Origin of the sequence: Sphaerobacter sp. (genome assembly GCF_019683595.1) — a bacterium.
Classification (GTDB): Bacteria; Chloroflexota; Chloroflexia; order Thermomicrobiales; family Thermomicrobiaceae; genus Sphaerobacter.
The window spans coordinates 1-25,499 of sequence record NZ_JADGHZ010000036.1; the positions used below are offsets into that span (position 1 = coordinate 1).

General features: G+C 70.2%; 22 protein-coding genes. 20 read left to right on the top strand and 2 right to left on the bottom strand.

Going from position 1 to position 25,499, the window contains the following annotated elements; translation table 11 throughout:
- Nucleotides 1-401 precede the first annotated feature (401 nt).
- The 5 genes from IRZ30_RS06125 (at nucleotide 402) to IRZ30_RS06145 (ending at nucleotide 6,357) form a co-directional block, all read left to right on the top strand.
- Entirely contained in the window at nucleotides 402-1,613 is a 1,212-nt protein-coding gene (locus tag IRZ30_RS06125) for a M20 family metallopeptidase (protein ID WP_294083993.1), read from the top strand.
- A gap of 365 nt (nucleotides 1,614-1,978) precedes the next feature.
- Entirely contained in the window at nucleotides 1,979-3,184 is a 1,206-nt protein-coding gene (locus IRZ30_RS06130; RefSeq protein WP_294083995.1) for an EAL and HDOD domain-containing protein, read from the top strand.
- A gap of 105 nt (nucleotides 3,185-3,289) precedes the next feature.
- Nucleotides 3,290-4,300, top strand: a complete 1,011-nt coding sequence (locus IRZ30_RS06135; RefSeq protein WP_294083997.1) for a DedA family protein — start codon at nucleotides 3,290-3,292, stop codon at nucleotides 4,298-4,300.
- Nucleotides 4,301-4,455: 155 nt separating this feature from the next.
- On the top strand, nucleotides 4,456-5,073 hold the full coding sequence (locus IRZ30_RS06140) for a thioredoxin family protein (protein ID WP_294083999.1): 618 nt from the start codon (nucleotides 4,456-4,458) through the stop codon (nucleotides 5,071-5,073).
- Between the two features lie 261 nt (nucleotides 5,074-5,334).
- Nucleotides 5,335-6,357: a D-cysteine desulfhydrase family protein gene (locus IRZ30_RS06145; protein ID WP_294084001.1), complete on the top strand. Its 1,023-nt coding sequence runs from the start codon at nucleotides 5,335-5,337 to the stop codon at nucleotides 6,355-6,357.
- A gap of 121 nt (nucleotides 6,358-6,478) precedes the next feature.
- Here the strand turns inward: IRZ30_RS06145 and IRZ30_RS06150 are convergent, their stop codons facing one another.
- A complete protein-coding gene (locus IRZ30_RS06150) occupies nucleotides 6,479-6,796 on the bottom strand; it encodes a PqqD family peptide modification chaperone (RefSeq protein ID WP_294084003.1) in 318 nt (105 codons plus the stop codon).
- Nucleotides 6,797-7,151: 355 nt separating this feature from the next.
- Here IRZ30_RS06150 and IRZ30_RS06155 point away from each other — a divergent pair, with 355 nt between their 5' ends.
- Nucleotides 7,152-8,399, top strand: coding sequence for an MFS transporter (locus IRZ30_RS06155; protein WP_294084005.1), 1,248 nt, complete (start codon nucleotides 7,152-7,154; stop codon nucleotides 8,397-8,399).
- Nucleotides 8,400-8,726: 327 nt separating this feature from the next.
- Here the strand turns inward: IRZ30_RS06155 and IRZ30_RS06160 are convergent, their stop codons facing one another.
- On the bottom strand, nucleotides 8,727-9,383 hold the full coding sequence (locus tag IRZ30_RS06160; protein WP_294084007.1) for a 50S ribosomal protein L25: 657 nt from the start codon (nucleotides 9,381-9,383) through the stop codon (nucleotides 8,727-8,729).
- A 437-nt stretch (nucleotides 9,384-9,820) separates the two neighbouring features.
- On the opposite strand from IRZ30_RS06160, the gene IRZ30_RS06165 reads away from it, so the two are divergent.
- The 14 genes from IRZ30_RS06165 to IRZ30_RS06230 form a co-directional block, all read left to right on the top strand.
- A complete protein-coding gene (locus IRZ30_RS06165) occupies nucleotides 9,821-10,282 on the top strand; it encodes a MarR family transcriptional regulator (RefSeq protein WP_294084009.1) in 462 nt (153 codons plus the stop codon).
- Between the two features lie 249 nt (nucleotides 10,283-10,531).
- Entirely contained in the window at nucleotides 10,532-11,500 is a 969-nt protein-coding gene (locus tag IRZ30_RS06170) for a phytoene/squalene synthase family protein (protein ID WP_294084011.1), read from the top strand.
- Nucleotides 11,481-12,296, top strand: a complete 816-nt coding sequence (locus IRZ30_RS06175) for an alpha/beta fold hydrolase (RefSeq protein ID WP_294084013.1) — start codon at nucleotides 11,481-11,483, stop codon at nucleotides 12,294-12,296. The genes IRZ30_RS06170 and IRZ30_RS06175 overlap by 20 nt, the downstream gene beginning before the upstream one ends.
- Nucleotides 12,293-13,444 (top strand): glycosyltransferase family 2 protein, encoded by a 1,152-nt coding sequence (locus IRZ30_RS06180; RefSeq protein ID WP_294084015.1) that lies wholly within the window; start codon nucleotides 12,293-12,295, stop codon nucleotides 13,442-13,444. Before IRZ30_RS06175 ends, IRZ30_RS06180 begins: the two co-directional genes overlap by 4 nt.
- 1 nt (nucleotide 13,445) lies before the next feature.
- Nucleotides 13,446-14,978: a carotenoid biosynthesis protein gene (locus IRZ30_RS06185; protein WP_294084018.1), complete on the top strand. Its 1,533-nt coding sequence runs from the start codon at nucleotides 13,446-13,448 to the stop codon at nucleotides 14,976-14,978.
- Nucleotides 14,975-16,501: a phytoene desaturase family protein gene (gene crtI / locus IRZ30_RS06190; protein WP_294084019.1), complete on the top strand. Its 1,527-nt coding sequence runs from the start codon at nucleotides 14,975-14,977 to the stop codon at nucleotides 16,499-16,501. The genes IRZ30_RS06185 and crtI overlap by 4 nt, the downstream gene beginning before the upstream one ends.
- Nucleotides 16,502-17,075: 574 nt before the next feature.
- Nucleotides 17,076-17,966 carry an ABC transporter ATP-binding protein gene (locus IRZ30_RS06195; RefSeq protein WP_294084020.1) on the top strand — a complete coding sequence of 297 codons (891 nt, stop codon included), beginning with the start codon at nucleotides 17,076-17,078 and terminating at the stop codon, nucleotides 17,964-17,966.
- Nucleotides 17,959-19,983 (top strand): hypothetical protein, encoded by a 2,025-nt coding sequence (locus IRZ30_RS06200; protein WP_294084021.1) that lies wholly within the window; start codon nucleotides 17,959-17,961, stop codon nucleotides 19,981-19,983. The genes IRZ30_RS06195 and IRZ30_RS06200 overlap by 8 nt, the downstream gene beginning before the upstream one ends.
- Complete coding sequence (locus IRZ30_RS06205; protein WP_294084022.1) at nucleotides 19,973-20,713, top strand: hypothetical protein; 741 nt, start codon at nucleotides 19,973-19,975, stop codon at nucleotides 20,711-20,713. Before IRZ30_RS06200 ends, IRZ30_RS06205 begins: the two co-directional genes overlap by 11 nt.
- Nucleotides 20,706-22,760, top strand: a complete 2,055-nt coding sequence (locus tag IRZ30_RS06210) for a hypothetical protein (RefSeq protein WP_294084023.1) — start codon at nucleotides 20,706-20,708, stop codon at nucleotides 22,758-22,760. Before IRZ30_RS06205 ends, IRZ30_RS06210 begins: the two co-directional genes overlap by 8 nt.
- A 16-nt stretch (nucleotides 22,761-22,776) precedes the next feature.
- On the top strand, nucleotides 22,777-23,145 hold the full coding sequence (locus IRZ30_RS06215; protein ID WP_294084024.1) for a hypothetical protein: 369 nt from the start codon (nucleotides 22,777-22,779) through the stop codon (nucleotides 23,143-23,145).
- A complete protein-coding gene (locus tag IRZ30_RS06220; protein ID WP_294084025.1) occupies nucleotides 23,142-23,855 on the top strand; it encodes a sigma-70 family RNA polymerase sigma factor in 714 nt (237 codons plus the stop codon). Before IRZ30_RS06215 ends, IRZ30_RS06220 begins: the two co-directional genes overlap by 4 nt.
- Nucleotides 23,809-24,687 (top strand): hypothetical protein, encoded by an 879-nt coding sequence (locus IRZ30_RS06225; RefSeq protein WP_294084026.1) that lies wholly within the window; start codon nucleotides 23,809-23,811, stop codon nucleotides 24,685-24,687. The genes IRZ30_RS06220 and IRZ30_RS06225 overlap by 47 nt, the downstream gene beginning before the upstream one ends.
- Nucleotides 24,678-25,499: ABC transporter ATP-binding protein (locus tag IRZ30_RS06230; RefSeq protein ID WP_294084027.1), on the top strand; the 822-nt coding region annotated here is incomplete at its 3' end. The genes IRZ30_RS06225 and IRZ30_RS06230, both read left to right, overlap by 10 nt.

Consider the following 25,499-nt stretch of genomic DNA (forward strand, 5'->3'; position numbering starts at 1 on the left):
ATTGGTGTGGACGTGTTGTGTCGGGGGCTCGTTTTTGTGTTTAAGTGACAGCATCACGCACCACATCCCCCACACACCCGCCCCTTAACACGAGGAAGCGGCCGCCGCCAACGGCCGCTTCCTCGCTGAGGAGGAGAGGAATAGAACGGGGTTTGCGAAAATCGGTGCCGGCCGGCGGTGGCACGTCGGAGCGAGGATGCCGCCGGACCGGCTGGGCCGGTCGCTGCCTGGCCCGGACGCTACGTCGATGCGCCGGCCCCACGGATTCAAACGCATGTTCCATGCCCGGATCGGCCCTCTTGGCACCCCCCTTTGGTAGTGTTATTGTCCCCCGAGCGGAACCAAATGAGAACGGGGGCGGGGCGGGCGCCATACCGCCCCCAGGCGGACGGAGGGACGTCATGGCGGACCGTGAAGAACTGCGCCGGAAGGTGATCGAGGCCATCGATCAGCACCGCGACCGGATCCTGGAGGTCGCCGAGACGATCCGGGTAAACCCGGAGATCGGCTATCAGGAGTACAAGGCATCCGCGCTCCTTGCCTCCAGCATCCGGGAGTTCGGCTACGAGGTGGAAAAGCCCGCGGGCGGCCTGGAGACCGCCTTCGTCGCGGCGCGCCACGGCCGGGGCGACGGGCCGGTCATCGCCGTGCTGGCCGAATACGACGCACTCCCCGGCATCGGCCATGGCTGCGGCCACAACCTGATCGCGGCCTCGGGGCTGGCGGCCGCCATCGGCCTCGGCGCCGTCATGGACCACCTCAACGGGATCTTCGAGGTGATCGGCACCCCGGCTGAAGAGGGCGGGGCCGGAAAGGTCCGCCTGGCCCAAGCCGGCATCTTCAACGATGTCGACGCGTCCCTCATGGTCCACCACGGCGGCGACCGCACCGACGCGCCGGTCGAGTGGCCGGAGGGCACCTGCCTGGCCGTCGCTCACGTCGACTTCGAGTACTTCGGCAAGCCCGCCCACGCCGCAGCGGACCCCTACAACGGCGCCAACGCCCTGAACGGCGTGATCAAGCTCTTCACCGGCATCGACGCCCTGCGCCAGCACATCCACATGGAGTCCCGCATCCACGGGATCATCACCCACGGCGGCGATGCCGCGAACGTGGTGCCCAAGTACGCGGCCGCCAAGTTCTACGTCCGCGCCGCCTCGCGCGCCTACCTGGAGGAACTGCTCGACAAGGTGAAGAAGATCGCCGAAGGCGCCGCGCTGATGACCGGCACCGAGGTGAAGATCACCGAGCACGAGATCTGCTACGACATGCGCCCCAGCTACGTGATCGGCAAGCGCTACCGGGAGAACATGGAGGCCGTGGGGATGGAGATCAGCCCGCGCGATCCCGGCCGCGGCATGTACTCCACCGACTTCGGCAATATCAGCTACCTGATGCCGGCCGTCACCGGCAGCTTCGCCATCAGCCATGAGCCGATCCCGGGCCACTCCCAGCAGGTGGTCGACGCCTCCGGCTCCGAGTTCGGCTTGGAGCAGTTGATCAAGGTCTCCAAGGCCATGGCGCTGACCGCGCTTGATCTCTTCCTCGAGCCCGAGCTGCTGGCGGCGGCCAAGGAGGAGCATCGCAACTGGGACAAGCTCGCCGCCCAGTAGACCACCGACCGGCGGGAAGACCGCCGCGCCGACGCCTGGTCGTTCCGCCCGGCCCTGGCCTGCACGGGGCCGGGCGCCCCTTGGCAGACACCCACGCTCAAGGAGCGCCGGCATCTCGCCGGCTCCCGCCGCGAGGCCGCATTCGGGAGTGCGCACCCCGCGACGGGCGCCCGTGCGTGGTCGCCCCTCCCCTACCCGGCCGACCTCACCCATCAGTCCTGATATCCGGGTGCGTGCCCGTCCCGGTCTTGTCCCGTTGTCAGCGCGCGGCATAGGATGGAATCTGGAGGATGATCCTTCCTATTACCGGAGACACCGTGTCCATTCGCGGTGTCCGGTGTCGAGGTGGGGAAGGTCGAGGCGACATGGCAGAGGTCCTCATCGGCCGGCAACCGATCTACGACCGCGATCTCCGCGTGTTCGGCTATGAGCTGCTCTTCCGCTCGGCCGGAGCCGATCAGGCGGCCATCGTCGATGGCGAGCGCGCCACCTCCGACGTCGTGCTCAACGCCTTGGTTGAGATCGGCCTGGACCGCCTGGTGGGCGACGCCCACGCCTTCATCAACCTGACGCACAGCTTCGTCCTCAGCGGCTACCCCACGGCCCTCCCGCCCGACCGGGTCGTGCTGGAGATCCTGGAGAGCGCGCCGGCGGATGACGACCTGGTAGGGGCCGTGCGCGGGCTGCGTGAGGCCGGGTACACCGTGGCGCTCGACGACTTCAACTTCCGGGACAGCCTCCGCCCGCTGGTTGAAACAGCAACCATCGTCAAGCTGGACCTCCAGGCACTCGGCCGGTCCGGGGTGGAGGCCAACGTGCGGCGCCTGCGGGGATACAACGTGCGCCTGCTGGCGGAGAAGGTCGAGACGCACGACGACCTGGCGTTCTGCCGCGATCTCGGCTTCGACTACTACCAGGGCTACTTCTTCTGCAAGCCGGACCTCGTCCGCGAGCGGCGGGTCCCGGGCAACCGGCTCGCGCTCCTGATGCTGCTTGCCAAGCTGCAAGACCCGGACGTCGACTTTTCCGAGCTGGAGGCCCTGATCGCACAGGACGTCTCGCTCAGCTACAAGGTGCTGCGGCTGATCAACTCGGCCTTCTACGCCCGCCCGACGAAGGTCGAGTCGATCCGCCAGGCGCTCATCCTCCTCGGTACCCGGCTCGTCGCCACCTGGGTGACGATGATCGCGATGGCGAGCGTGGACGACAAGCCGACGGAGTTGATGACCACCGCCATGGTCCGCGGGCGCATGTGCGAGATGCTGGCCCGCGCGCAGCGCGTCCCCAACAAGGACATGTACTTCACCGCCGGGCTCTTATCGGTGCTCGACGCGCTGCTCGACGCCCCGATGGCCGAAGTGCTGGAGCGGCTGCCGCTGTCGGAGGAGTTGGAGCAGGCCCTGCTGGAGGGCACCGGGCCGCTGGGGGCCACCCTGCGAGCGGTCCTGGCGTACGAGCGCGCCGAGTGGGACGCCATCGACCTGCCCGGCGTCGAGCCCCACGTCCTCGCGGCAGCCTACCTCGACGCCATCGCCTGGGCCCACGACATCCTCGCCGCAATCGCGGCCTGATCGCCTCCTGCCCCCACCTGTCCAAAAGGTTGTTGCACGCGGCCCGATTCTCGCGTTAGACACAAGCAGAGACGGTGCGTCTGTCGCACCGGCAGCGGATGCGTTATGCTTCAAACTATCACCGGTGTCGGCTGCGCGCCATACGTGACCGGAGCGAGCAGGAGCACGACCATCGAAGAGCTGATTCTCACCTACGGCATCGTGATCATGGCGCTCATCGTCTTCCTGGGCGAGCTTGGCATGCCGACCGGGGTGCCGATCGAGGTCGGCCTGCTCCTCGCCGGGGCGCTTGCGGTGCACAGCGTGCCGGAACTCATCTTCGCCATCCTGCTGGTCACCGCGGCCGATGTCTTCGGTGGCGCCACACTCTATCTCGTCGCCCGCACCGGCGGGATTCGGCTGCTCGACCGCATCCTGCGCCGCTTCGGCCGGCGCGGTGAGGAAACGGTCGCCCGCTGGCGGCAACGGCTGGGCGGGCACGACGTGGGTGTCGTCGCCATCGGCCGCTCGCTGCCGCTGGTGCGGATGTACGTCTCGATCGGCTCGGGGCTGCTGCGGTTCCGGCCACGGGATTTCCTCATCGGCGGGATTCCCGGCGGCGCGATCTGGAGCGGCACGCCGATCGCGCTCGGGTACATCTTCCGATCCGACGTCCACCGGCTCGTAACCGAGTACTCCAAAGTTTCGGCGTGGGCCTTCGCATCAATGCCGGCGCTCAGCGCGACGGTCGCGCTGGTGTGGTGGATCCGCCGGGGCCACAGCACCTGGGTGCGGCTGCAGCGGGGGCGGATGGTCCTGAGCCTGGTCATCGCGGGGCTGGCGGCGGTGTTCCTCGTCCGCACTATCGCCCTGCACGGCGCGGCGCTCGGCGCGGGGATGGCCGCGATCGGCCGGCCGTTGCTGACGCCGTGGGTGCTCCTCCTCGCAGGCTTCGCCGCCGCGCTGGTCAACGTCGCGCTGACCGACCTGATGGCGACCCTGCGCCGGCGCGAGGCACATGCCCCCTTCGTCCGCCCGGTCACCGCCGAACTGGCCACCACCGTGCTCTGGGCCTCGCTCGTCCTCGCCGTCGGGGCGATCATGTTCGGTATGCAGCTTCACTACCCGGTGCTGTAGACCACCAGGGCACGGAATATCCTGGCATGCTCCACCGTTACCAATTAGGTAAGACCCGATGCGCAGTTCGCGTGCAGCGAAGCATGGCCGCGACGCGGCTTCGGGGTATGGTTGTCGGTGGACACCGTTATTCGGAGTGGGAGGGTTCAAGAGCTATGCCGGTTTCGAAAGAGCGGTTCGCCCAGGGCCTCACGGCCGACGAGTTTCAGGCCAGGATGACCCGGAACCAGGAACGCTATGAGGCCAACCTCGCCGCGGCGGCCGCCATCATCACCGACGACGATCGCCGGGCTTTCGGGGCGCGCCCGCTCTCGATCGTCGCGATCGCCGAGGACTGGTGCACCGATGTGATCCACTTCCTCCCGGTCGTCGTCGCGCTCACCCGCGAGGTCCCCTCAATCAACCTGCGGATCTTCCTCCGCGACGAGAACCCGGACCTGATCGACCAGTACCTCAACCAGGGCAAGTACCGCTCGATCCCCGTCTTCGTCCTCTACGACGCCGATTGGAACGAGCTGGGACACTTCATCGAGCGGCCCGCTGCGATGACCGAGGCGATGGCACGCGAGTCACGGCGCTTCGCCATGGAGCATCCGGAACTGCCGGGCATCAACCGCAGCTACGAGAACATGCCCGAGGAAACGCGCAACGCGGTGCGCGCGAACAGCTCCCGCTGGCGCTGGGAGACGATGGATCAGTGGAACCGCGTGTTCCTCGACGAACTGCGCGCCATCGTCGAGGGCAACGCCAGCGCCGAAGCGGCAGGCGAGTAGCACCGGCCGTATGCCGGTGCTCCGCTGGCATCCCACCCCTGAGCTGGCCACACCGGAAACCACAAGCGACGCACTGACCAGCGCCGCCCGGTTCTGCGCGCCCAAGGGGCCGTTGATGCGGCCCATGGCTCGCGCGGAGTCGGGCGGCATGGTACAAGGAGCAGCGGCATCGTGCCGACCCCGGTCGGGACGCCACGGGAGAGGTGCCTGCGGCCGCCGCACGCCGCATGGCCGCGGCACACCACGAAGGGATGGGAGACGATGTCGATCGGGACGATACCGCGCTTTCCGTTGGCGACGCTCCCCACGCCGTTGCATGAAGCCCACCGGCTCCGCGAGGCCCTGGGCGGACCCGAGCGCTGCCCACGCATCCTCATCAAGCGCGACGACCTGACCGGCCTCGCGCTCGGCGGCAACAAGGCGCGGAAGCTGGAGTTTCTGATCGCCGACGCCCTGCGCAAGGGGGCGACGGCCGTGATCACCACCGGCGCGGTCCAGTCGAACCACGCGCGCATGACCGCCGCCGCGGCGCGGCTGGCCGGGCTACGCTGCAGCCTGGTGCTGACCACCAGCGTGGAGGACCCGCCGATCCAGGGCAACCTCCTCCTCGACCACCTGCTGCAGGCCGACGTGCACCTGGTTCCCGCTCCGCCGGATAAATCCCTCGCGGTCGACGCCGCCGTGGACGAGACGATCGCCCGCGTCGCGGCCGATCTGGAGTCGCGCGGCGAACGGCCCTACGTGATCCCGGTCGGCGGCTCCAGTGGCGTCGGCGCGCTTGGCTACGTCGCGGGCACGCTGGAACTGGTGGGACAACTGGCCAACGCCGGGGAAGCTCCGACCCGCCTCTACTACGCCAGCGGGTCACGCGGGACGCAGGCCGGCCTGGTGCTGGGCGCCAAGATCTACAGCGCGCCCTATCAGGTGTACGGCATCGCCGTCAGCGGCGGCGGGGCGGACAAGGACGCGCGCGCCCTCGAGAACGTGGCCGAAGCCGCGGCGATGCTGGGCGTCCCGCCCCAGGTGACCGAGTCGGATCTAATCACGGACGAGGGGTACATCGGCGAGGGCTACGGCATCCCCACGCCGGAGTGCCTGGAAGCCATCCGGCTGCTCGCTCAGACCGAGGCGATCTTCCTCGACCCCTCCTACACCGGCAAGGCGATGGCGGGGCTGATCGACCACGTGCGGCGGGGCGTCATCGGGCCCGACGAGACCGTCGTCTTCCTCCATACCGGCGGCGTCCCGGCGATCTTCGCGCACGGCACGCGGTTGTTGGAGTGAGGGGAACGGCCCTCACCCCCTGCCCCCCTCTCCCAACTTTGGGAGAGGGGGAACAAAGGCCGCGAGTGTCTCCCCTCTCCCAACCCTGGGAGAGAGGACGGGGGTGAGGGCCGTCTTCACGCTACACCGCAGGCGGCAGGTTCACGCGCGCGATGCGGGCGTCGATCGCGTCACGGTGCTGCCAGTAGAAGTAGAGCGCGGCCAGGACCGACTCCTCCGGCACCTCGTAGTCCTCCGCCAGGTCCTCGATGCTGTCACCCGAGGGATCCATACCGGCGACCAGCCGCCAGACAGCCAGGCCGGAGTCCCGCAGTCGAGCGTATTCCGGTCCGAACGCCGTCGTCTCCGGGTCGATGTGCCGCGCGATCAGCGCCTGGATGACACCGATGTCGACTGAATGCGCGCTATTGCCCGTGGCGTCTCCGTAAGCCCACTCCACGCTGCTTCCCTTCCCACCCCGTCTCAGTCGCCGCGGCGCCCTGTGGCGCCGCCAGCGGCGAAGTTTACGTCAACTCTCTCCCGGCGTCCACGACCACACCAACGCCGGTCCGCCCAGGATACGCCGAACCCGCCGAACCGTGAAGCCCGGGGGCGAAACCAAGCTCCACCGGTCACGCCGTGGCATCAGGTCCGCTCCCGCCGAGGGCGATCCGTTCCAGGCGATCGCGTCCCGCCCCAAGGTATCGTCGGAAGCGAGCTATGGTATCGTAGCCGCGCGGGCGGGGTGCCCGCCTATCCCGATGGGTGGCTGGATCGAGCGAGACACGCTCCGCGTGGGGAGCGAAGGGAAACGTATGCGCCGCGTCTCGGACCTGGGGACATGGTACCGGCGGAACCGCATCCTGATCTGGGTTTGTGCGGTCATCGCGGTCAATCAACTCGGCTTCGGCAGCATCGTGCCGGTGGTGCCCCTCTATGCCGAGTCGTTCGGCGTGTCGCACGGGCTGATCGGGCTGACCATCGCGGTCTACGGGCTGGCGCGCTTCCTGGCCGCGGTGCCGGCCGGACGGATCGCGGACGGACCGGGACGGCGCTGGACCCTGGCGCTCGGCGGCGCCATCACCGTTGCCGGCAACCTGCTCTGCGCGCTGGCGCCGACCTACGCCTTCTTCCTGGCCGCGCGCTTCATCGCCGGGGCGGGCGCCGCCATGGTCCTCACCGGCGGGCAGATCATCCTCGCCGACGTCACCACCCCGGAGACGCGCGGCCGCACCATGGCCATCTACCAGTCGGTGTTCCTCTTCGCCGTGGGGGTCGGACCACTTCCGGGCGGGATGCTGGCTGAGTACGGCGGGCTCGACTTCCCCTTCTACGCCTACTCCGTAGTCGGGGGAGCCGTGGCCCTGCTGGCCCTGGCGCGCGTGCCGGAGACGAAGTCCCTGCGATCAGGTGCGGTGGCGGGAAGCGCGGCGCGCCCGCCGTTCGCCCAGCAGGTTCGCCTCCTGGGGGCCACCCCCGCCTTCCTGCTCGTGAGTCTGGTGGGCTTCGGCAACGCCTTCGCCCGTACCGGCGCGCTCTTCAACCTGGTCCCCACGCTGGCACAGACCCGCATGGGCCTGTCGGAGACAGAGATCGGCGTCGGCCTGTCGCTGGTCAGCATCGTCGGATTGGTTATGGCGTACCCATCCGGCATGCTGGTGGATCGCTTCGGGCGGAAGGTGGTGATTGTCCCGGCGACGCTGCTGAGCGCCTCGGCGCTCACGCTCTTCTCGGTGTCGTCAAACTTTGCCTGGTATCTCGTGAGCAGCAGCGTCTGGGCGCTGGCGAGCGGCGTCAGCGGCGCTGCGCCCGCGGCCTATGCCGCCGATGTGGCCCCGGCGGGAATGAACGCCGCAGCGATGGGTGCGTTCCGCATGCTTGCCGATGCCGGCTACGTCATCGGGCCGGCGCTGCTCGGCTGGACAGCCGACCTGTTCGGCCCCAACACTTCCCTGTACGGTACCAGCTTCCTCCTGGCCGCCTGCGGCCTCAGCTTCGCCCGCTTCGCGCCCGAGACCTACACCCGCCGCGCCGCAGCACGCGGCGCCCGCGCCGGAACCTAGCGGATCGCTCCGCGGTACGTGGACGGGGCATGGCCCTCACCCCCAACCCCTCTCCCAACTTTGGGAGAGGGGGGCATTTGGGCACAGGCCGAGCGGCGGGACACAACGCCGCGACGTGAGACGTGCCCACCCCCGAGACGGCTTCAGCCGGCTTTCCTTATCAGCCCGGCGGCTTGAGCCCCGGGCGCGGGCCACGACGCGGGACTCTACACACCACCCATCCCGGGCATGCATCACCATCCCGCGCCAAACTAATGCGGCGGCCGGAGCCGCCGCGGTTCAAGGCCATTCCAGGCGCGTTCCAGCCCTGGGTGCCGGATGACCCGGCTACTCCTCCTCGATGGGCTCGGCACCCTCGGATAGGGCGGCGGGCTGGTCGCCCAGTTCCTCGGCGAGCGCCTCCTCGGCCTCCGGCTCGACAGCCGCAGGCACGACCGGCGCCGCTACCTGCACGACCACTTCATCGCCGGGCGTCAGGATCTCGCAGCCCGGCGGGACCTGGAGATCCGACACGTGGATCGAGCGGTGCTCGTCGTCCAGCCCGGAGATGTCGACCTCGATCTGCGAGGGGATGTTCTCCGGCAGCGCCCGGATCTCAACGTCCTGTCGCCCGTAGGTGAGCACGCCGTCCACCGACGCGGGCAACTCACCCACGACGTTGATCGCCACGCTGACGACGGTCGGCTCGTTCAGATTGGGCGCGTAGAAGTCGACGTGCAGCAACTCCTTGCCCAGGGAGTCCCGATCGACCCCACGGATGAAGACCGTATGGGTCGTGCCGTCCACTTGGAGGTCGACCAGCGTGGTTGCGCCGACGTGCCGGTACAACCGGTCGAACTCCTTCCCGTCGACGGCGACAGGGCGAGGCACTTCCACCGCGGGCCCATAGACGACACCCGGCAGCAAGCCCTGACGCCGGAGTTGTCTCACCTTCTTACCGAGCACGGCTCGCTGCTGTGCCTGTAGCTGAGGATGTGTTGCCACAACTGCTCTCCCTACTTCGCAACGTGCAGCACCGGCCACACATTTCGCCACGATCCGGCGCTTCTTGCTCCTGCGCATGTAGCCTAGCACTCAACACCGGTCCGGGCAAAGCCACCTCACCCCGTAGGCAATCTCAGCCCAAGACTAGACAAACACGCACGAATGTCAGAGAATACGGCTAGGGCATCGAAAGGCTCCAGGCAAAGATTGGTGGCGGTCTGCTGGGCCTATCGGTCACGGACTGATCACCCTGTACGGTCAGAACCTGTTGCCGATAGCCTAGTAGTAAACAACACTGCTATACTGGGAATTGGTATCTACGCGAGAGGTTGAGGGGGTTTATCAACCTCAGTGGAGCGCTTGCCACGGGAGAACTGAACCGGGGCGCGCGTCCCGGCAGTTACGTATGGCAGGAAGGGACAAGGGACACTATGAGCATGCCGGTCTTGACGGACGGTGGGCACACCGAGGAGGAGAGCGACGACCTGGTAGAGCTTCTCCGCAGGACGCTCGCACAGTTGCAGCCGGGCCCGGAGCGCCTAGCGACGGACTGGCCGAACCTGACGATGCAGCAACTCCGCGTGCTGCGCATTTTGTACGCTGAAGGACCGACTCGCGTCTCAGTGCTGGCCCGGCGGCTACGAGTGTCGACGCCGACCGTCACCGGCATCCTCGACCGGCTCGTGCGCCAGCGGCTGGCCTACCGCACCGATGACCCGCGCGACCGCCGTGTGGTCCTCAACGCCCTCACCCCCGAGGGCGAGGAGGTTATCGCGAGCCTTCACCCGCTTGAGAAGGAACGACTCCGAGCAGCGGTGGCAACGCTGGACCCGGCCACCCGCCGGACGCTGGCGAACAGCCTGATGAGCCTGCTCGAGGGGATGACCGCGCGCACCTAGCCGGTCATGACTGGGCGCGCGGCGATGCCGCGCGCCAGCTCTCCACGGTCGCACCGCCCGCGTAGATCCACCCCCTCTACGACCCAGAGAGCCGCCCGTCGCACCGGTCGCGTCGACGCATGCCCCGCATGCCGCTGTCCCGAGTGGCAGAGCGGGGAAACGCGCTCGCGTGCCCTGCGTTTGGCACCTCGCTTGCGTTCACGCCCGGACAACGATGCGTGCGTCGCACTCGACGAGGCGGAGGATACCGTGCAGTGTCCCCACTCACGGCAGCCGATCCGCGGCCCGTCCCCTGATCTGGCAGCGGCCGAAGCGCTCTTACAGCATCACGCGCGGACCTTTGCCTTCGCCGCCCGCTTCCTGCGACCCGAGCGGCGTCAGTCGGTTGTCGTGCTCTATGCCTTCTCGCGGACGTTGGATGACCTGGTGGACGAGCGGGACGGGAGGACGGCCGTCGCGCCGGTGGAGGCCGAGCTCGATGCCTGGCGGGACTGGTTGCTGGCGGGGCGGACAGGCCGGGCACCGCGCGAGCCCCTCGGGCGACTCCTGGCCGAGGTGATCGACACGCATCGCATTCCGGTCCCCTACCTCACCGACCTCGTCGACGGGCTTGCCTCGGATTTGACGCCCCGTGCGTTCACGTCCTTTTCCCAACTCCACCATTACTGCTTCCAGGTGGCCTCGACCGTCGGGCTCGCGATGGCCCATGTGCTCGACGCGACCCGGCCCGAAGCGCTCGCGGCCGCGGCGGACTTGGGAGTGGCCATGCAGTTGACCAACATCCTCCGCGACATCGGCGCCGACCTCGGCCGCGGTCGTGTGTACCTGCCGCTCGACGAACTCCGCGCGGCCGGCTCCTCGCCTGAGGCGCTCGCCCGGCTCGTCGTCGCCGGGTGTGGCCCCGACGAACCGCTGCGCCGGGTGATCCGGCAGCAGATCGACCGCGCCCGCGACTACTACGCCCGCGGGCTGGCCGGCGTCTGGCTCTTACCGCCCGACTGCCGCCTCCCGATCCTCATCGCCGGACGGCTCTACCGGCGTATCCTCGACGTCATCGAGCGGAACGACTACGACACACTGCGGCAGCGCGCCGTGACGACGCGCCTGGAGAAGCTGCGCGAGGCCGCCATCGCCATCATGCTCGTGCGGCTGTGGCGGGATGGGGAGAACGTGCTGCCCCAACCAGGAGAGCCGACCAGTGCGCTGGTTCGACGCTGAGGAGCACCAGCCGTTCCACTTGGAGGCAGGGACGGCCGGGGCGCTGCTGATCCACGGTTTCATGGGCACCCCGGCGGAGATGCGCCCACTCGGGCACGCCCTGGCCGAGGCCGGCATCTCCGCGTATGGCGTGCTCCTGCCCGGTTTCGGCCCCGATATCGAGCGGCTGGAAGCGATGCGTGCCCGCGACTGGCTTCAGACCGCGGCTGGCGCCTGGGAGGACGTGCGCGCGACGCACAGCCCGGCGACGCTCATCGGCTTCTCGATGGGCGGTGCCGTCGCCCTCCACCTCGCCGCGGAGAACCCGCCCGACCGGCTGGTGCTCCTTGCGCCGCTGTGGCGGCTCCTCTCCGGAGACTGGCGGGTGCACCTGCTGCCGCTGGCCCGGTTCGTCATGCGGCCGATGCGTCCCTTCGAGGCCGCCGACTTCGAGAACCCGGAGGTGCGCGCGTTCTTCGCCGAGGCCCTGCCGGGCGTTGACCTGGACGACCCCGCGGTGCAGCACGCCCTGCGCAACGAGGTCCGCCTCTCGCCGGTAACCCTCGATGAACTGCGCCGGGTTGCCAGCGGTGCCGGACGCGCCGCCGAGCGCGTCACCGCACCCGCGCTGGTGATCCAGGGCACCGACGACCGCACCGTCCTCCCGGCGGACACCCGGCAGCTCGCGGCGCGCCTGGGCGGGAGCACCGCACTGCGGGAGGTGCCGGCCGGCCATCAGATCGTGCGGCCGGAGGAGAAGGCGTGGCCCACCGTTCGGGATCTCGTCGTCCGATTCGCGCTCGGCGGTGCGCCATGACCGCCCGGCGGCTGTGGGCGCTGCTCACCCTGGGGCAGGCGGCGCTCGGCGCCCGTGTCCTGCTGCGCCTCCTCGCCACTGCTGGAGGGCGCCGCGTGGCGCCGAATCCGCGCCCGACCACGGCGCCGGGCAGCGTGGCTGTGGTCGTACCGGTGCTGAACGAAGTGGCGCGCCTCGGGCCTTGCCTGGACGGTCTGATCGCCCAGGGGCCAGCGGTGGCCGAGATTGTTGTCGTCGACGGCGGCTCGACCGACGGCACCCAGGCGCTGGTCGCCACCTACGCCGCGCGCGACAGCCGGGTGCGGTTGGTCGACGCCGGACCGATCCCGCCCGGCTGGAACGGCAAGGCGTGGGGGCTCGAGGTCGGAGCCAAGGAAGCCGACCCCGCGGCGCCGTGGCTGCTCACCATCGACGCCGACGTGCGCCCGGCGCCCGGGCTGGTAGCCGCGCTCCTGGGCCACGCCGCCAGCGAGGAGGTCACAGCCCTCAGCGTCGCCACGCGGCAGGAACTGTCTGGTCCCACGGAGGGGCTGATCCACCCGTCGCTCCTGGCGACGCTCGTCTACCGCTTCGGCATCCCCGGCCACGCAACCGATCGCGTCGACCGCGTGCAGGCGAACGGCCAGTGCTTCCTCATGCGGCGCGATCTCCTGGCCTGCGCTGGGGGCTTCGCCATCGTCCGGGACTCTCGCTGCGAAGATGTGACGCTCGCCCGCGCGCTGGCGGCCTCCGGCACAGCGGTCGGCTTCTACGAAGCAGGCGACGTGGCACGGGTGCAGATGTACGCCAGCGCCGCTGAGGCCTGGCGCAACTGGCCACGGTCGCTGCCGCTACGTGACCGCTTCTCTGGCTGGGGCGCCACGCTGCTCGGGCTTGCCGAGGTCACCCTGGTCCAGGCCCTGCCGCTGCCCTTGCTCACGCTGCGCCTGCTCACCCGTCAACGCGGCCCGGCAACCGCGGTGAACGCTGCGCTGGCCGCAGCCCGGATCGGCGTGCTGGTCGGCATGGCACGCGCCTACCGGTGCCCACCCTGGACCTACTGGTTCTCACCCGTGAGCGACCTGCCGGTAGCTCTCCGGCTCTGGGTCAGCGCATTGCAGCGCCGGCACGTCTGGCGCGGTCGCCCGCTCGTCGATGGAGGAGGCTGACGTGACGGCAGCACGGACCCTGTTCTTCGCTCACCTCGGGGCGCTCAGCTTCGCCCTGGGCGGCCTCCTGATCGCCCTGCCGCATCCCGAGCTGTGGGCCGGCAGCGCCCAAGCCGCGAAGGTCTTCGCCTTCGGGATGCGCCACGGCGGCCCGCTCCACATCGTGCTCGGCGCTGCCGCCATGCTCACCTTCGGTCTCCGCTACCTCGGCGCCCGTCGCACGCTCACGTTCTTCGCGCTCGCCACCACGCTCTCCCTCGGGATGGAGCTGCTCGGCACCGGCACAGGCTGGCCCTTCGGCGCCTACAGCTATACCAGCGGGCTGGGAACCAAGGTGTTGGGACGGGTGCCCTACACTATCCCCCTCTCCTGGTTCTTCGTCGGCATGGCTGCCTACCTGCTCGCCAGCGCCATCGTGGCCCGGCTCGGCATCCGCCGCTCAGCGCTCGGCGCGGTGCTCCTCGGCGTCTGGTTCCTGACGGTCTGGGATCTGGTGCTCGACCCGGCCATGGCCCACCCGGCGCTCCCGACGCAGTTCTGGGTCTGGCACGCAACCGGTCCCTATTTCGGAATGCCGCTGCAAAACTTCGTGGGCTGGTCGGTGACCGGCTTCCTCTTTATGGGGCTCAGCCGCCTGCTCTGGCGGCGCAACGCCGGCCCTGACGAATTCCCGGCCTGGCTCCCCTTCGGGATCTACACCGCCAACATCGTCTTCGCCCTGGCGCTGAGCCTGAGCGTCGGGCTGTGGCAGCCGGCCATCGCGGCCGTCTTCCTGGGCGTGCTCCCGGCCACGCTGGCGCTGGGGCGGACGACGTCTCCAGCCGCGACCGCAATGCGCCTCGGCAGCCGCGCCATCGCCGGGCGGCGACTCCAGCTCACCGTCGAGGGCCTGGAGCACGTGCCGACCAGCGGCCCGGCCCTGATCGCCGCGCGGCACTACCACCACCTCTACGACGGCTGTGCCCTCATCGCCACGCTGCCCCGCCCGGTCCACATCCTGGTCGCGCTCGACTGGGTGGACCGCCCCATCGTCCGCCGGGTGATGGAGCGGGCCTGCGCCGCGGCGCGCTGGCCGATCGTGCTCCGTGGCGACGCCATGTCCCGCCCCGGCGCCCGCACCGCCTACAGTCCGGCCGAGCGCCGTCGCTACCTGCACCGCGCGGTGACCGAGACGGTCGACCTGCTGCGCGCGGGCGAGGTCGTGGTGGTCTTCCCCGAGGCCTACCCCAACGTCGACCCGACCTACACGCCCAAGACGGCCGACGGCTTCCTCCCCTTCCGCCCCGGCTTCGCCGCGCTCGCGGCCCTGGCCGAGCGGGACGGCCACCCACCGGTCCCGATCATCCCGGCGGGGCTGGGGTACCAGCCCGGTGACCGCTGGGAGGTGACGCTTCGCTTCGGCCCGCCCCTCTTCGTTGAGGATTGGCCCGACCGGGCGGCGCTGGTCGACGCCGTGGAGCAGCAGGTGCGCGACCTGTCGCGCCCGGCCCCGGCGTACCGTCCGGCCGTCGCGGGCGAGGTCTTGCAGCCATGAGCGACCCGCGTGCGGCGCGCGTCGTCGTCATCGGCGGCGGCTTCGGCGGCCTGGCCGCCGCGATCCGCCTGCAATGCGCCGGGTACGCCGTGACCCTGGTCGAGGCACGCGCCCGGCTCGGCGGCCGCGCCTCCCAGCATCGCGAGGCGGGCTTCACCTTCGACATGGGCCCCACCCTCATCACCGCCCCGGAGCTCCTCGACGACCTCTGGGCGGCTGCCGGCCGCTCTCGCGCGGCCGACCTGCCCCTGGTGCCGCTCCGCCCCTTCTACCGACTCCTCTTCCCGGACGGCAGCCGGTTCGACTACGGGGCCGGGCCGGAAGCGGACGAGGAGCAGATCGCCCGCTTCGACCCGCGCGACGTGGCCGGCTACGGGAGCTTCCTCGCCGCATCCGAGCGCATCTACGCCCGCGCCTTCGCCGACCTGGCCGGCGAGCCGTTCCTGACGCCCGGCGCCTTCGCCCGCGTCGTCCCGGAGCTGCTCCGCCTCGGCGCGGCCCAGAGCGTCTACCGCTTCACCTCGCGTCACTTCCACGACCCGCGCCTGCGCGCCGTCTTCTCCTTCCACCCGCTCTTCATCGGTGGCAACCCGTTCCGCGCCAGCGCCATCTACGGCATCGTCCCCTACCTGGAGCGCCAGCAAGGGGTCCACTTCGCCATGGGCGGGATGTACACGCTGGTCGAGGCGATGGAGCGGCTGTTGTGCGACCTCGGCGCCGAGGTGCGCTGCGGCACGCCGGTGGAGGAGATCATCGTCAAGGACGGCCGCGCCGCCGGGGTCCGGCTTGCCGACGGCGAGATCATCCCCGCGGCCGCCGTGGTCGCCAACAGCGATGTCGCCACCACCTACCGGGAGCTGATCCCGGCCGCCCACCGACCCCCGCGCACCCTCGCCCGCCTGGCGCGCTACCGCTACTCGATGAGCTGCTTCCTCCTCTACCTCGGCCTAAACCGCACCTACCCGCAGCTCCACCACCACACCGTCCTCATGCCCGCCCGCTACCGCGAGCACATCCACGCCATCTTCGACGGCCACGGCCTCCCCGACGACCTGGCCCTCTACATGCACACACCCACGCGCACCGACCCGACCATGGCCCCACCCGGCTGCGAGAGCCTCTACGCTCTGGCGCCCGTCCCGCATCTGGGCCGCGGCATCGACTGGAACCACGCCGGCGACGTGCTCCGCGCCCGGATCATCCAGGCGCTGGAAGAGCAGGTCGGGCTGGACGACCTGGAATCGAGCATCGTCGTCGAGCGGCGCTTCACCCCGGTCGATTTCGCGACGGACCTCCGCAGCCACCTCGGCGCTGCCTTCTCGATCGAACCGACCCTGCTCCAATCGGCCTACTTCCGCCCGCACAACCGCTCGCGGGACCTCCCCGGCCTCTACCTCGTCGGCGCCGGCACCCACCCCGGCGCCGGCCTCCCCGGCGTCCTCCTCTCCGCCAAGATCACCAGCCGGCTGGTGCAGGAGGATCTCCGTGCAGTGAGGGCGCGTGTGTACAGCACCGCCGTCTGACGGGCGTGCGGAGTTTGTCTTAGGCGCGGTCACCGTGTGTGCATGCAGCCGGGGCAGGCTGCTGCGAGGATCTCCGGCAGTCGGCACGTGCCCGGGGCTAAAGCCGCCGGGCTGAAAACAGGGTAAGCCCACTAAAGGGGCTGCGATACTCACATCCAGGCGTATCCGATTCGGCCTCCTACCGGGCGCCGCGTTCCCCAGCCCCTTCAGTGGGCTTTCTATATTCAGCCCGGGGGTAAACCCCCGGGCACCAACCGGGCGGTGGACACCTCCCACCTGGGTGTCACCCCTGGTCTGCCCCAGCCCGCTTTAGCGGGCTTTTCCCTGTCAGCCCGGCGCCTTTAGGCCCGGGCACGCGCCACAACACGCGGACCTTCACGCCACCCTTCCCGAACACGCGCCTATTGCGGCGGGTACATGCAGTCCCTGCTGGACCCGTACACCACGCGCGTTCCGTCCAAACGCACAGGAACCGGTAGGCTGCCGGCGCTCCTCTTGAACCTCGCCGGCTGCCACCTCGTCTCTGTCGGTGAGAGTGGCCTGTCGCCGCGGCGGACGACGAAGGAAGTACGCAATGGAAATCGTGATTGAGGAACTCAGCAAGCACTACGGCAGTGTGCGGGCGCTGGATGGGGTGTCGCTGCGGGTGCCGGGCGGGATGTTCGGCCTGCTGGGACCCAACGGCGCCGGGAAGACGACGCTGATGCGCATCCTGGTCACGCTGCTGGCGCCGACCTCCGGCCGGGTGACCATCGGCGGGATCGATGTGATGCGCGACCCGGCGAAGGTGCGCGCGCGGCTGGGCTACATCCCGCAGGAGTTCGGCTTCTATCGCAGCCTCAACGCCTACGAGATGCTCGACTACATCGGCACGATGAAGCGCATCCCGCCGCGCGAGCGGAAGCGCCAGGTGGAGGCGGTGCTGGAGGAGGTGAACCTGACGGCCGACGCCAAGCGCCGGGTCGGCACCTACTCCGGCGGGATGAAGCAGCGGCTGGGGATCGCTCAGGCGCTGCTGGGTGACCCGGACCTGCTGGTAGTGGACGAGCCGACGGCGGGGCTGGATCCGGAGGAGCGTATCCGCTTCCGGAACCTGCTGGTTCGGATCTCCGGACGGCGCACGGTGCTCCTCTCGACCCACATCGTGGCCGACGTCGAGGCGAGCTGCACGGGGCTGGCGGTACTGCGCCAGGGGCGGCTGGCCTTTGCCGGAACGCCGGAGGAGCTGGTCGAGCGGGCGCGAGGCCGCGTGTGGCTGGTGGAGGTTGAGCCGGGCGAGTGGGACGAGGTCGCGTCGCGGGTGCAGGTCGTGTCGAGCCGCACGGTCGGCGGCCGGGTGCAGCTCCGGGTAGTGGCGGACGAGAACCCGCTGGGTCGGGGCGTGCCGGTCGAGCCCGGGCTGGAGGATGGGTACCTGGCGGTTAGCGGTAGCGCCCAGCGTGAGGAGTGGCTGGTCCATGTCTGATCTCCTCCGCCGCTTGCTCACCGCCTGGCGGATGGAGCTGCGGCTGGTGGTGCCCCACTGGTCGTACCCGCTGATGCTCCTGGGGTGGTGGGCGCTGGTCGCCTACGTCTTCAGCATTCAATCCCTCATCTCGCCCGAGGCGGCGTTGAAGGGAAACCCGGGCGCGTTTAGCGTCGGACTCTCCGCGCTGGCGGCCCTCCTGCTCGGGGCGTTCGTGGCCGGGCGTAGCCAGCGGGTCCGCTTCGCGGCCCTGGAGGAGACCTTTCCGACGGGTGCCGAGGTGCTGCTCGGTCGATGGCTGGCCTGCCTTGTGGCGCTGCTGCCGACGCAGGTAGCGGCCGTGGTCCTCGCCAGCCGGATCGGGCCGGCAACGTCACTGTGGCGCGGGCTGCCGACGTTCGTACTGGAGGCTGGGATCACGCTGGCGTTCGCCGTTTCGGTCGGGTGGCTGTTCGTCACCTGGCTCGGGCCGCGGCGCTGGGTCTACCTGCTGCTCGCCGGCGGTTGGCTCTCCAGCCTGGGGTGGGACGTCTTCTTCGGCGGGCAGGGACCGAGCATCCCCGGTAGTGACCTGCTCGATGTCTTACGCACCGCGAGCATCCGATACGAAGAGCTTTGGGGCCGGCTGATGGAAGGGGAGCGGCCGGTCTGGTTCAACCTCTTCTACGCCGGTCTGGCCGCGCTCTTTGTTGCCCTGGTCGTCGCCCGCGTCACGGCGAGGCGCAACCGGCGGGCGCCGCTGATCCCGGCCGCGTTCGCGCTGGCGGCGCTGATGCTGACGGCATCGGCAGCGACCGCCTACGTGCGGCAGGCGCAGGCATGGGCCTCGCAGGCCATTACCGTCGAATCGATCCAGCCGCCCGAGCCAGCGGCGACGGTGACGTCCCCGGTGGTGGTCGATGCCTGGGAGATCGCGGCCGATCTAACCGACCCGGCCTCCCCCCGCTTCGACGCCCGACTCACCCTGCGCGCCGCGGGGAACGAGCCGATCTCCACAGTGACGCTGACGCTCCATCACGACCTGGAGATCACGTCGTCGAGCGTGCCCCACGAGCGGGACGGCGACGTGCTGACGTTGGCGCTGCCCGAGCCACTCGCACCGGGAGCAACACAGGATCTGCATCTGACCTACGGCGGGGAACTCTGGACCCTGGTCCAGGCCTTCCGCCCGCTGCCGGACCCGCTCGTCTTCACCACCGAGCGTGGCGTGCGCCTGCCGTTCTTCGCCGGCTGGTATCCCGTTCCGGGCGAGGAACTCGGTGGCCCCGATACGTCCGGCGTCCTGCACCCGCCGGGACGATTTGTCCTCACCGTGTCGGTCCCGCGCGGCTGGGGCGTCTGTACGAACCTGCCGGCAACGGGTGAGACGACCTTCGCCAGTGACCGGGCCACCTGGGCCGTGCTCTACGCCTCGCCGCGACTGCGAACCGAGCGGGTGGGGGCCAGCACGATCATCGCGCCGGAGGCGATCCTGCCCACTGCGCGAGCCGTCATCCCCAACTACGAAGCGCTCCTGGCTGAGTACGCCTCGTTCTTCCCGATCGCGGCACCGGACGGGGTGACGCTGGCCGTGCTCGATAGCTTCGCGGGGATGGCCGACCATACGCCTCCGGCCGGGGACCAGCCGCTCGTGGTCATCAGCCAGAACACGCCGGAGGATCTGATGGAGAGCACCGGCGGCCACCGCTACTTCATCAGCGACGCGCTGGCGGCGGATCTCTGGGTCCTGGCCGGTGGCGACACCGGCGCGACCACCCCGCGAGCCGGCATCAGCGAATACCTCTGGATCCGACACCGCGTCGGCACCGACCCGGCGCAGTTCGAGCAAGCGCTACTCGCGAACGGCGGGTCCTACACGGCTCCGATCGCCCGGGCGCTCTTGGCGATTGAAAACCAGCGCGGCGTGGAAGGCGTCCGCGAGGTCATCGCCCGGATGATCGCCGAGGGAGCGTCGTTGCAAGATCTCGAGCCGGACCAGATCGCCGGGTGGATCGAGGAGGTCGGCGGTGCGCGCTAGGGGCATCGTCTGGTACGAGGCGCGTGTCGTCTTCGGCCTCTCTTCGGCGCTAGCGGCGCTTATCCCGCCCCTCTTCGCCCTGTTTCAGTGGTTCGTCTGGACCCAGCGGCTAGAGCCCGCCTACGAGTGGGAGATCACCCGCGCCCTGGCGCTCACCGTCTGCTTGGCCGGCGGGCTCGGCGCGGCGCACCTGATGGGAGTCGAGCGGCAGGAAGGGTTCGACGAGCTACGCCGCACCTACCCGGAGTCTCCCTGGCGCCTGCCGCTGCTGCGCACCGCCGGGGCGGTGGCGGCCACGGCGCTGCCGCTCCTGCTGGCCGCCGTCATCTTCCGGATCGGCTACGGACCGTACGACCTGGGCGCGACGGTGCTGCCAGCGTTGGCCCCCGCGGTCTTCCTGCTGGGACTGGGACTGTTGCTCGGCAACCTGACCGGGAGCTACTGGGCAGCCGGTGGGGGCGTGCTCGCCTACTGGTTCTTCGAAGTCTTCACCCGCGCCGACCCGATGACCGGTCCACTCTACCTCTTCCACCCGATCTACCCGGTGGCAGGAGTCAGCGACAACCTGAACCGCGCCCTCGTGACGGGGCTCGGATTGGCGATGCTGGCAGCCAATGCGCTCTGGACCGCCCGCCGCACCAACCTCGGTATGGGCCGACACTGGGGGCGCCCGGCCCATGCCGGATACGCGAGGGACGCCGACGCCCGGGAGGGACGCGGCGATGACTGACCTGGCGCGCCGCGTCGTCCGGGCCTGGCGCACGGAGTTGCGGCTGCTCTGCTTCCACTGGACCTTCCCGGTGCTGCACCTGCTCTGGGCAGCGCTGCTGCTCTACACGTTCCGCGCCTGGGTCGGTGCGACCGCCGAGGCGGCACTGAGCGGCGAGCTGGGCAACCTGACGATCGGCGCCGTCTCGCTGGTGTCGCTCATCGTCGGCGCGGTGAGCGCTTCGCGCAGTGCCCGGACTCGGTTCGACGATCTGGAGCAGACCTATCCGACCGGCGCCGAAGTGCTGGTCGCCCGCTGGCTGGCGACCGTCACGGCGCTCCTCACCACGCTGATCGTGCCGCTGGCGCTCGCCCTCCGCGTCGGCCCGGTGGACTCCTTCACGCGGACTGTTCCGCGCTACCTCCTGGCGGCAACGATCACGTACGCCTTCGCCGGCGCGATCGGCTGGTGCGCGGTCGTCTGGCTCGGGAACCGGCGCTGGATCTACCCCGTGCTCGCCGCCGGCTGGGTCGCGGTGTCGCCCATCAGCCGAATCATGACGGGCGGCCGGGGGATCTCGTCCCTGCTCGACTTCACCCGGATGAACGACGCCGAGTACCAGGAACTGTGGGGACGCTTCCTCGCCGGGGACCTGCCGGCCTTGTTCAACCGCTTCTATGCGGGCCTGGCGCTCGGCGTGCTCGCGCTGGCCGTCCTGCTAACCCAGCAGCGCCGGACGCGGCGCCTGCCAGTGTTGGCAGGCACGCTGGTCCTCGCCGGGCTCGCGTTCGCGCTAACCGGAGGCATGCGCTACCACAGCCTGCTCACCGAATGGGGCGCCGAGGCGGTGGCGATGGATTTCAGCGGCCGGGAGCGGGCCGAGGTCGCGACCGACCGCGAGGTAATCGACGCCTGGGCAATCGACGCCGACCTGCGCGATCTCGCACGGCCGCGCTTCGACGCCCGGCTCGTGCTTCGCAACGCTGGCAGCGAACCCATCTCCGACGCCACGCTGACGCTCTATCACGATCTGGTCGTAGTCGACAGCAGCCTGCCCGTGACCCGCGACGGCGACCAGCTCACGCTCGCCCTGCCGGAGCCGCTCGCGCCCGGCGCGACGACCGAAGTCCGCCTTACCTACGAAGGTGCCTTCGCGGTCTACGTACGCTACCAGCAGGGAAAGCCCCAACTGACCTACTTCGCCGGACCGGGCGGGGTGCGCCTGCTGCCCGCGGTCGGCTGGTACCCGCTGGCAGGTGTGCGCGGGCTTGGCGACCTGAACCGGTTCGAGTCGCAGGCCCACGCACCGGCGGTCTTCCGCCTGACGGTGCACGTACCGGCCGGATACGGCGTGACGTCGAACCTGCCGCCGGTGGGCGACGGGGTCTTCGCCGCCGACCGAGCAACCTGGGCCTACCTGATCGCCGCGCCGCGCCTGCGGACGGCACAGGTCGGCAGGGTCACCGTCGCCGCGCCGGACTCGCTGCTGCCGCGAGCCCGTGCCTACGCCGCCCGCTTTGACGCGACCCTCGACCGGCTCACCCCCTTCTTCCCGACCGTGCAGATCGACGGGCTGACCTTCGCCCTCCTCGATGGGATGCCCGGCTACGTGCCGGAGACCCCAGCAGCGGATCAGCAGATCCTGATCGTGTTCGACGCAGATCAGATCGACATCCTGGATCTCTCGTTGGAGATGGACGCCCAGTACTTCGGCAGTCGGGTACTCAACAGCCTGTGGACCGCCGCCATCGGCGCGCCGGTCGATCCCGACGCGGAGCGATGGTTCGCACCCTGGACGCTCGACCTGTTCCTCTGGGCCTACGCGCGGGAGGAGGGCGACCCCGACAAGATCGCGGCCACCATCGATGCCTATGGCCGCTCGTTGCCCGGAGGTGACAACGGGTCGAAACTCCCTGCCCGAGCGCTGCTTGACATCTACCGCCAGCGCGGGAACGCGGGAATTCAGGCGGTGATTGACCGGCTCCTCTCCAACCCGGCGTCGCTCGACGGGGTGACGTCCGACGAGGCGATCGCCGCCTGGTACCGGGAGGTCGCCGGTGTGCGCTAGCGCACGATTGAGCGCCATGTATGATCGCCGTCGCGTTCCACAGGCGGCCGTCTCCGGCAGGCGGCTGCCCTATTTCCCAGGTTCCGTGCTCACCAACGGCATGTGGGGTCGTATCGCGCAGACCGTCTACCTGCTCGGGGTCGTGCTCGTGCTCGGGAACGTAATCGGCAGCTACCGGATCGCAGCCGGGGCCGTGGTAGGGTACTGGTGGGTGGAGATGATCGTGGGCCGCGAGGCAAGCGGCTTGCTCGATCTCTTCCAGCACAGCCGCCCGGCCGAGGGCATCCACGCCGGGTGGAACCGCGTCGCGCCGGCGGCGGTCGGTGCGGGGCCGATGATCTTGAATCCGAATCTCGCCGCACGGCGACCGTGGAGATGGCGATGAGCGACCCGCGACACCACAGCATCGACACCTCCGATGAGGCGCTCTACCGTCGCCTGCTGGCCGGCGATGTCGCCGCGCTGGAGGCACTGGTGCCGCGCTACCACGGTCCGCTGCTTGCCTTCCTCTACCGCCTGACCGGCGACCGCCAGCAGGCGGAGGATCTGGTGCAGGAGACCTTTACCCGGATCGTCACCTACCGCGGTGAGCCGCCGAGCCGTTTCCGCCCGTGGGCCTTCACCGTCGCCCGCAACATCGCGCTCGACCACCTGCGCACTGCCGCGCGGCGGCAGTCGATCGCCCCCCGGGTGACACCATCGGCGGACGACGATCCGTTCATCACGGTGCCGGACCCGGACCCCGGCGCGCTCGATCTGGTGCTGCGCGACGACGACCGGCGCATGGTGGCAGCGGCGCTCCAGCAACTGCCGCCGCACCAGCGGGAGACGGTCGTGCTCCGCTTCTACCACGACCTCTCGCTGAACGAGATCGCTGAGGTGACCGGTGTCGCCGTGGGCACGGTCAAGAGCCGGCTGTTCCACGGCCTGCGACGACTGAAGACCCTGCTCATCGACGAGTACCCAGCCCCGAACGGCGCGGCACCACCGCCCTCACCCGGCACCCCGCGCCCGCAGCAAGCAAAGCACGCGGAAGGAGGGATGGCCCATGACACGGCAGCGCCGGTCAGACCCGGCCAGCGGTCTCTCGCCTGAGGCGCGCGCGGCGCTGGGCGACCTCGACCCGCTGGCAGCCCGCCTCGCCGCCTACGACGCGCCGGAGCCGAACCCGGCCGACACCGAGGCGCTGATCAACCGGCTGGCGCCGCTGGTGGCCGCCCGCACCGCGCCGGAGTCCGATCTGGTGTGGGATGAAAGCCCGGCACCCGGCATCCACCACTGGCTGGCGCTGGCACGTTCCCAGATCGCGCTGATTGACCATGCCGTCCTCTGGGCCGGGGGGCTGGTCCTGGCCCTGGGCTTGATCATCGCCGGGGTCGGGTACAGCGGGCTCCTCTCGCTCGGCGTCACCCTGATCGCGCCGGTGCTCGCCGCGGCCGGCGTCGCCTTTGCCTTCCGCCCCGCCGGGCAGACGCTGGCGGAGATCGAGCGGATCAGCCCGGTGACGCCGCTGGAGCTGCTCTACGTCCGGCTCGGGCTGGTGCTGGCCGGGAACCTCGCGCTGGCCCTGGCGCTCCTCGGGCTGGTCTGGATCGAAGGGCCGCGGCTGGTCCTCTGGCGGGTGGTGCTCCTCTGGCTCGGGCCGATGCTCGGGCTGGCGGGCATGGCGCTCTACACCTCGGCCCGCTGGGGCACCGTCGCCGGGCTGACCGCCCCGCTCGGCGCCTGGGGCACGCTCGTCCTCCTTGCGTGGCAGGGGGTGATCGAGCCCGCCGACCCGCGAGTGTTTGGGCCCACGGACATCCTCGTCCACCTGAGCCAGGCGCCCGGCGTGCTGGTCGCCACACTGCTGCTGCTCGCCGCGGGCGTCCTGCTGCTCTGGCAGGGCACGCGGCTCGTCGGCCGGGAGACCGCCGCGTGGAACTGATCGCCGAGGGGCTGACCAAACGCTACGGCGACGTCCCGGCCCTGACCGGCGTCTCCCTCCGCGCCGGGCCGGGCGTGCTCGCCGTGCTCGGCCCGAACGGCTCGGGCAAGACGACGCTGCTGCGCATCCTCGCCACGGCGCTGCGGCCCGATGCGGGCCGGGCCTCCTTCGCCGGGCGCGACTACGCCGCCGACCCCCGCCCGCTGCGGCGCCGCATCGGCTACCTGCCGCAGGAGATCGACCTGCCGAGCCATCTGACGCCGCGCGGATTCCTCCATTACGTAGCCCGGCTCAAGGGCATCCCGCCCGAGCCACAGACGGACATGCTCCTCCAGCAGCTCGGCCTCGGCGACCTGGCCGACCGCCCGCTCCGGACCCTCTCCGGCGGTCAGGCGCGGCTGGTTGCCCTGGCCCAGGCACTGCTCGGCCGCCCGCGCCTGCTGATCCTCGACGAGCCGCTCACCGGCCTCGACACCACCGAGCGAGCCCGCGTCCTGCGCATCATCGCCGGTCCTCCCGGCGAGCGGGTGGTGGTCCTGAGCAGCCACGTCCCGGCCGATATCGAGGCCGGCGCCGCGGCCGTGCTGATCCTTCAGCAGGGCACCGTCCGCGCCCAGGGGAGCATCGACACTATCCGCGCCCTCGCCGCCGGCCAGGTTCACGAGGTGACGGTCCCCACCGCCGACCTCGAGCACACCCTCCGCGCCTGCCAGGTCAGCCAGATGACCCTCCACGCCGACCACGCCCTCCTCCGCGTCGTCGGCCCCCTCCCACCCGGTCTCACCGGGGTGCCGGTCACACCGACGCTGGAG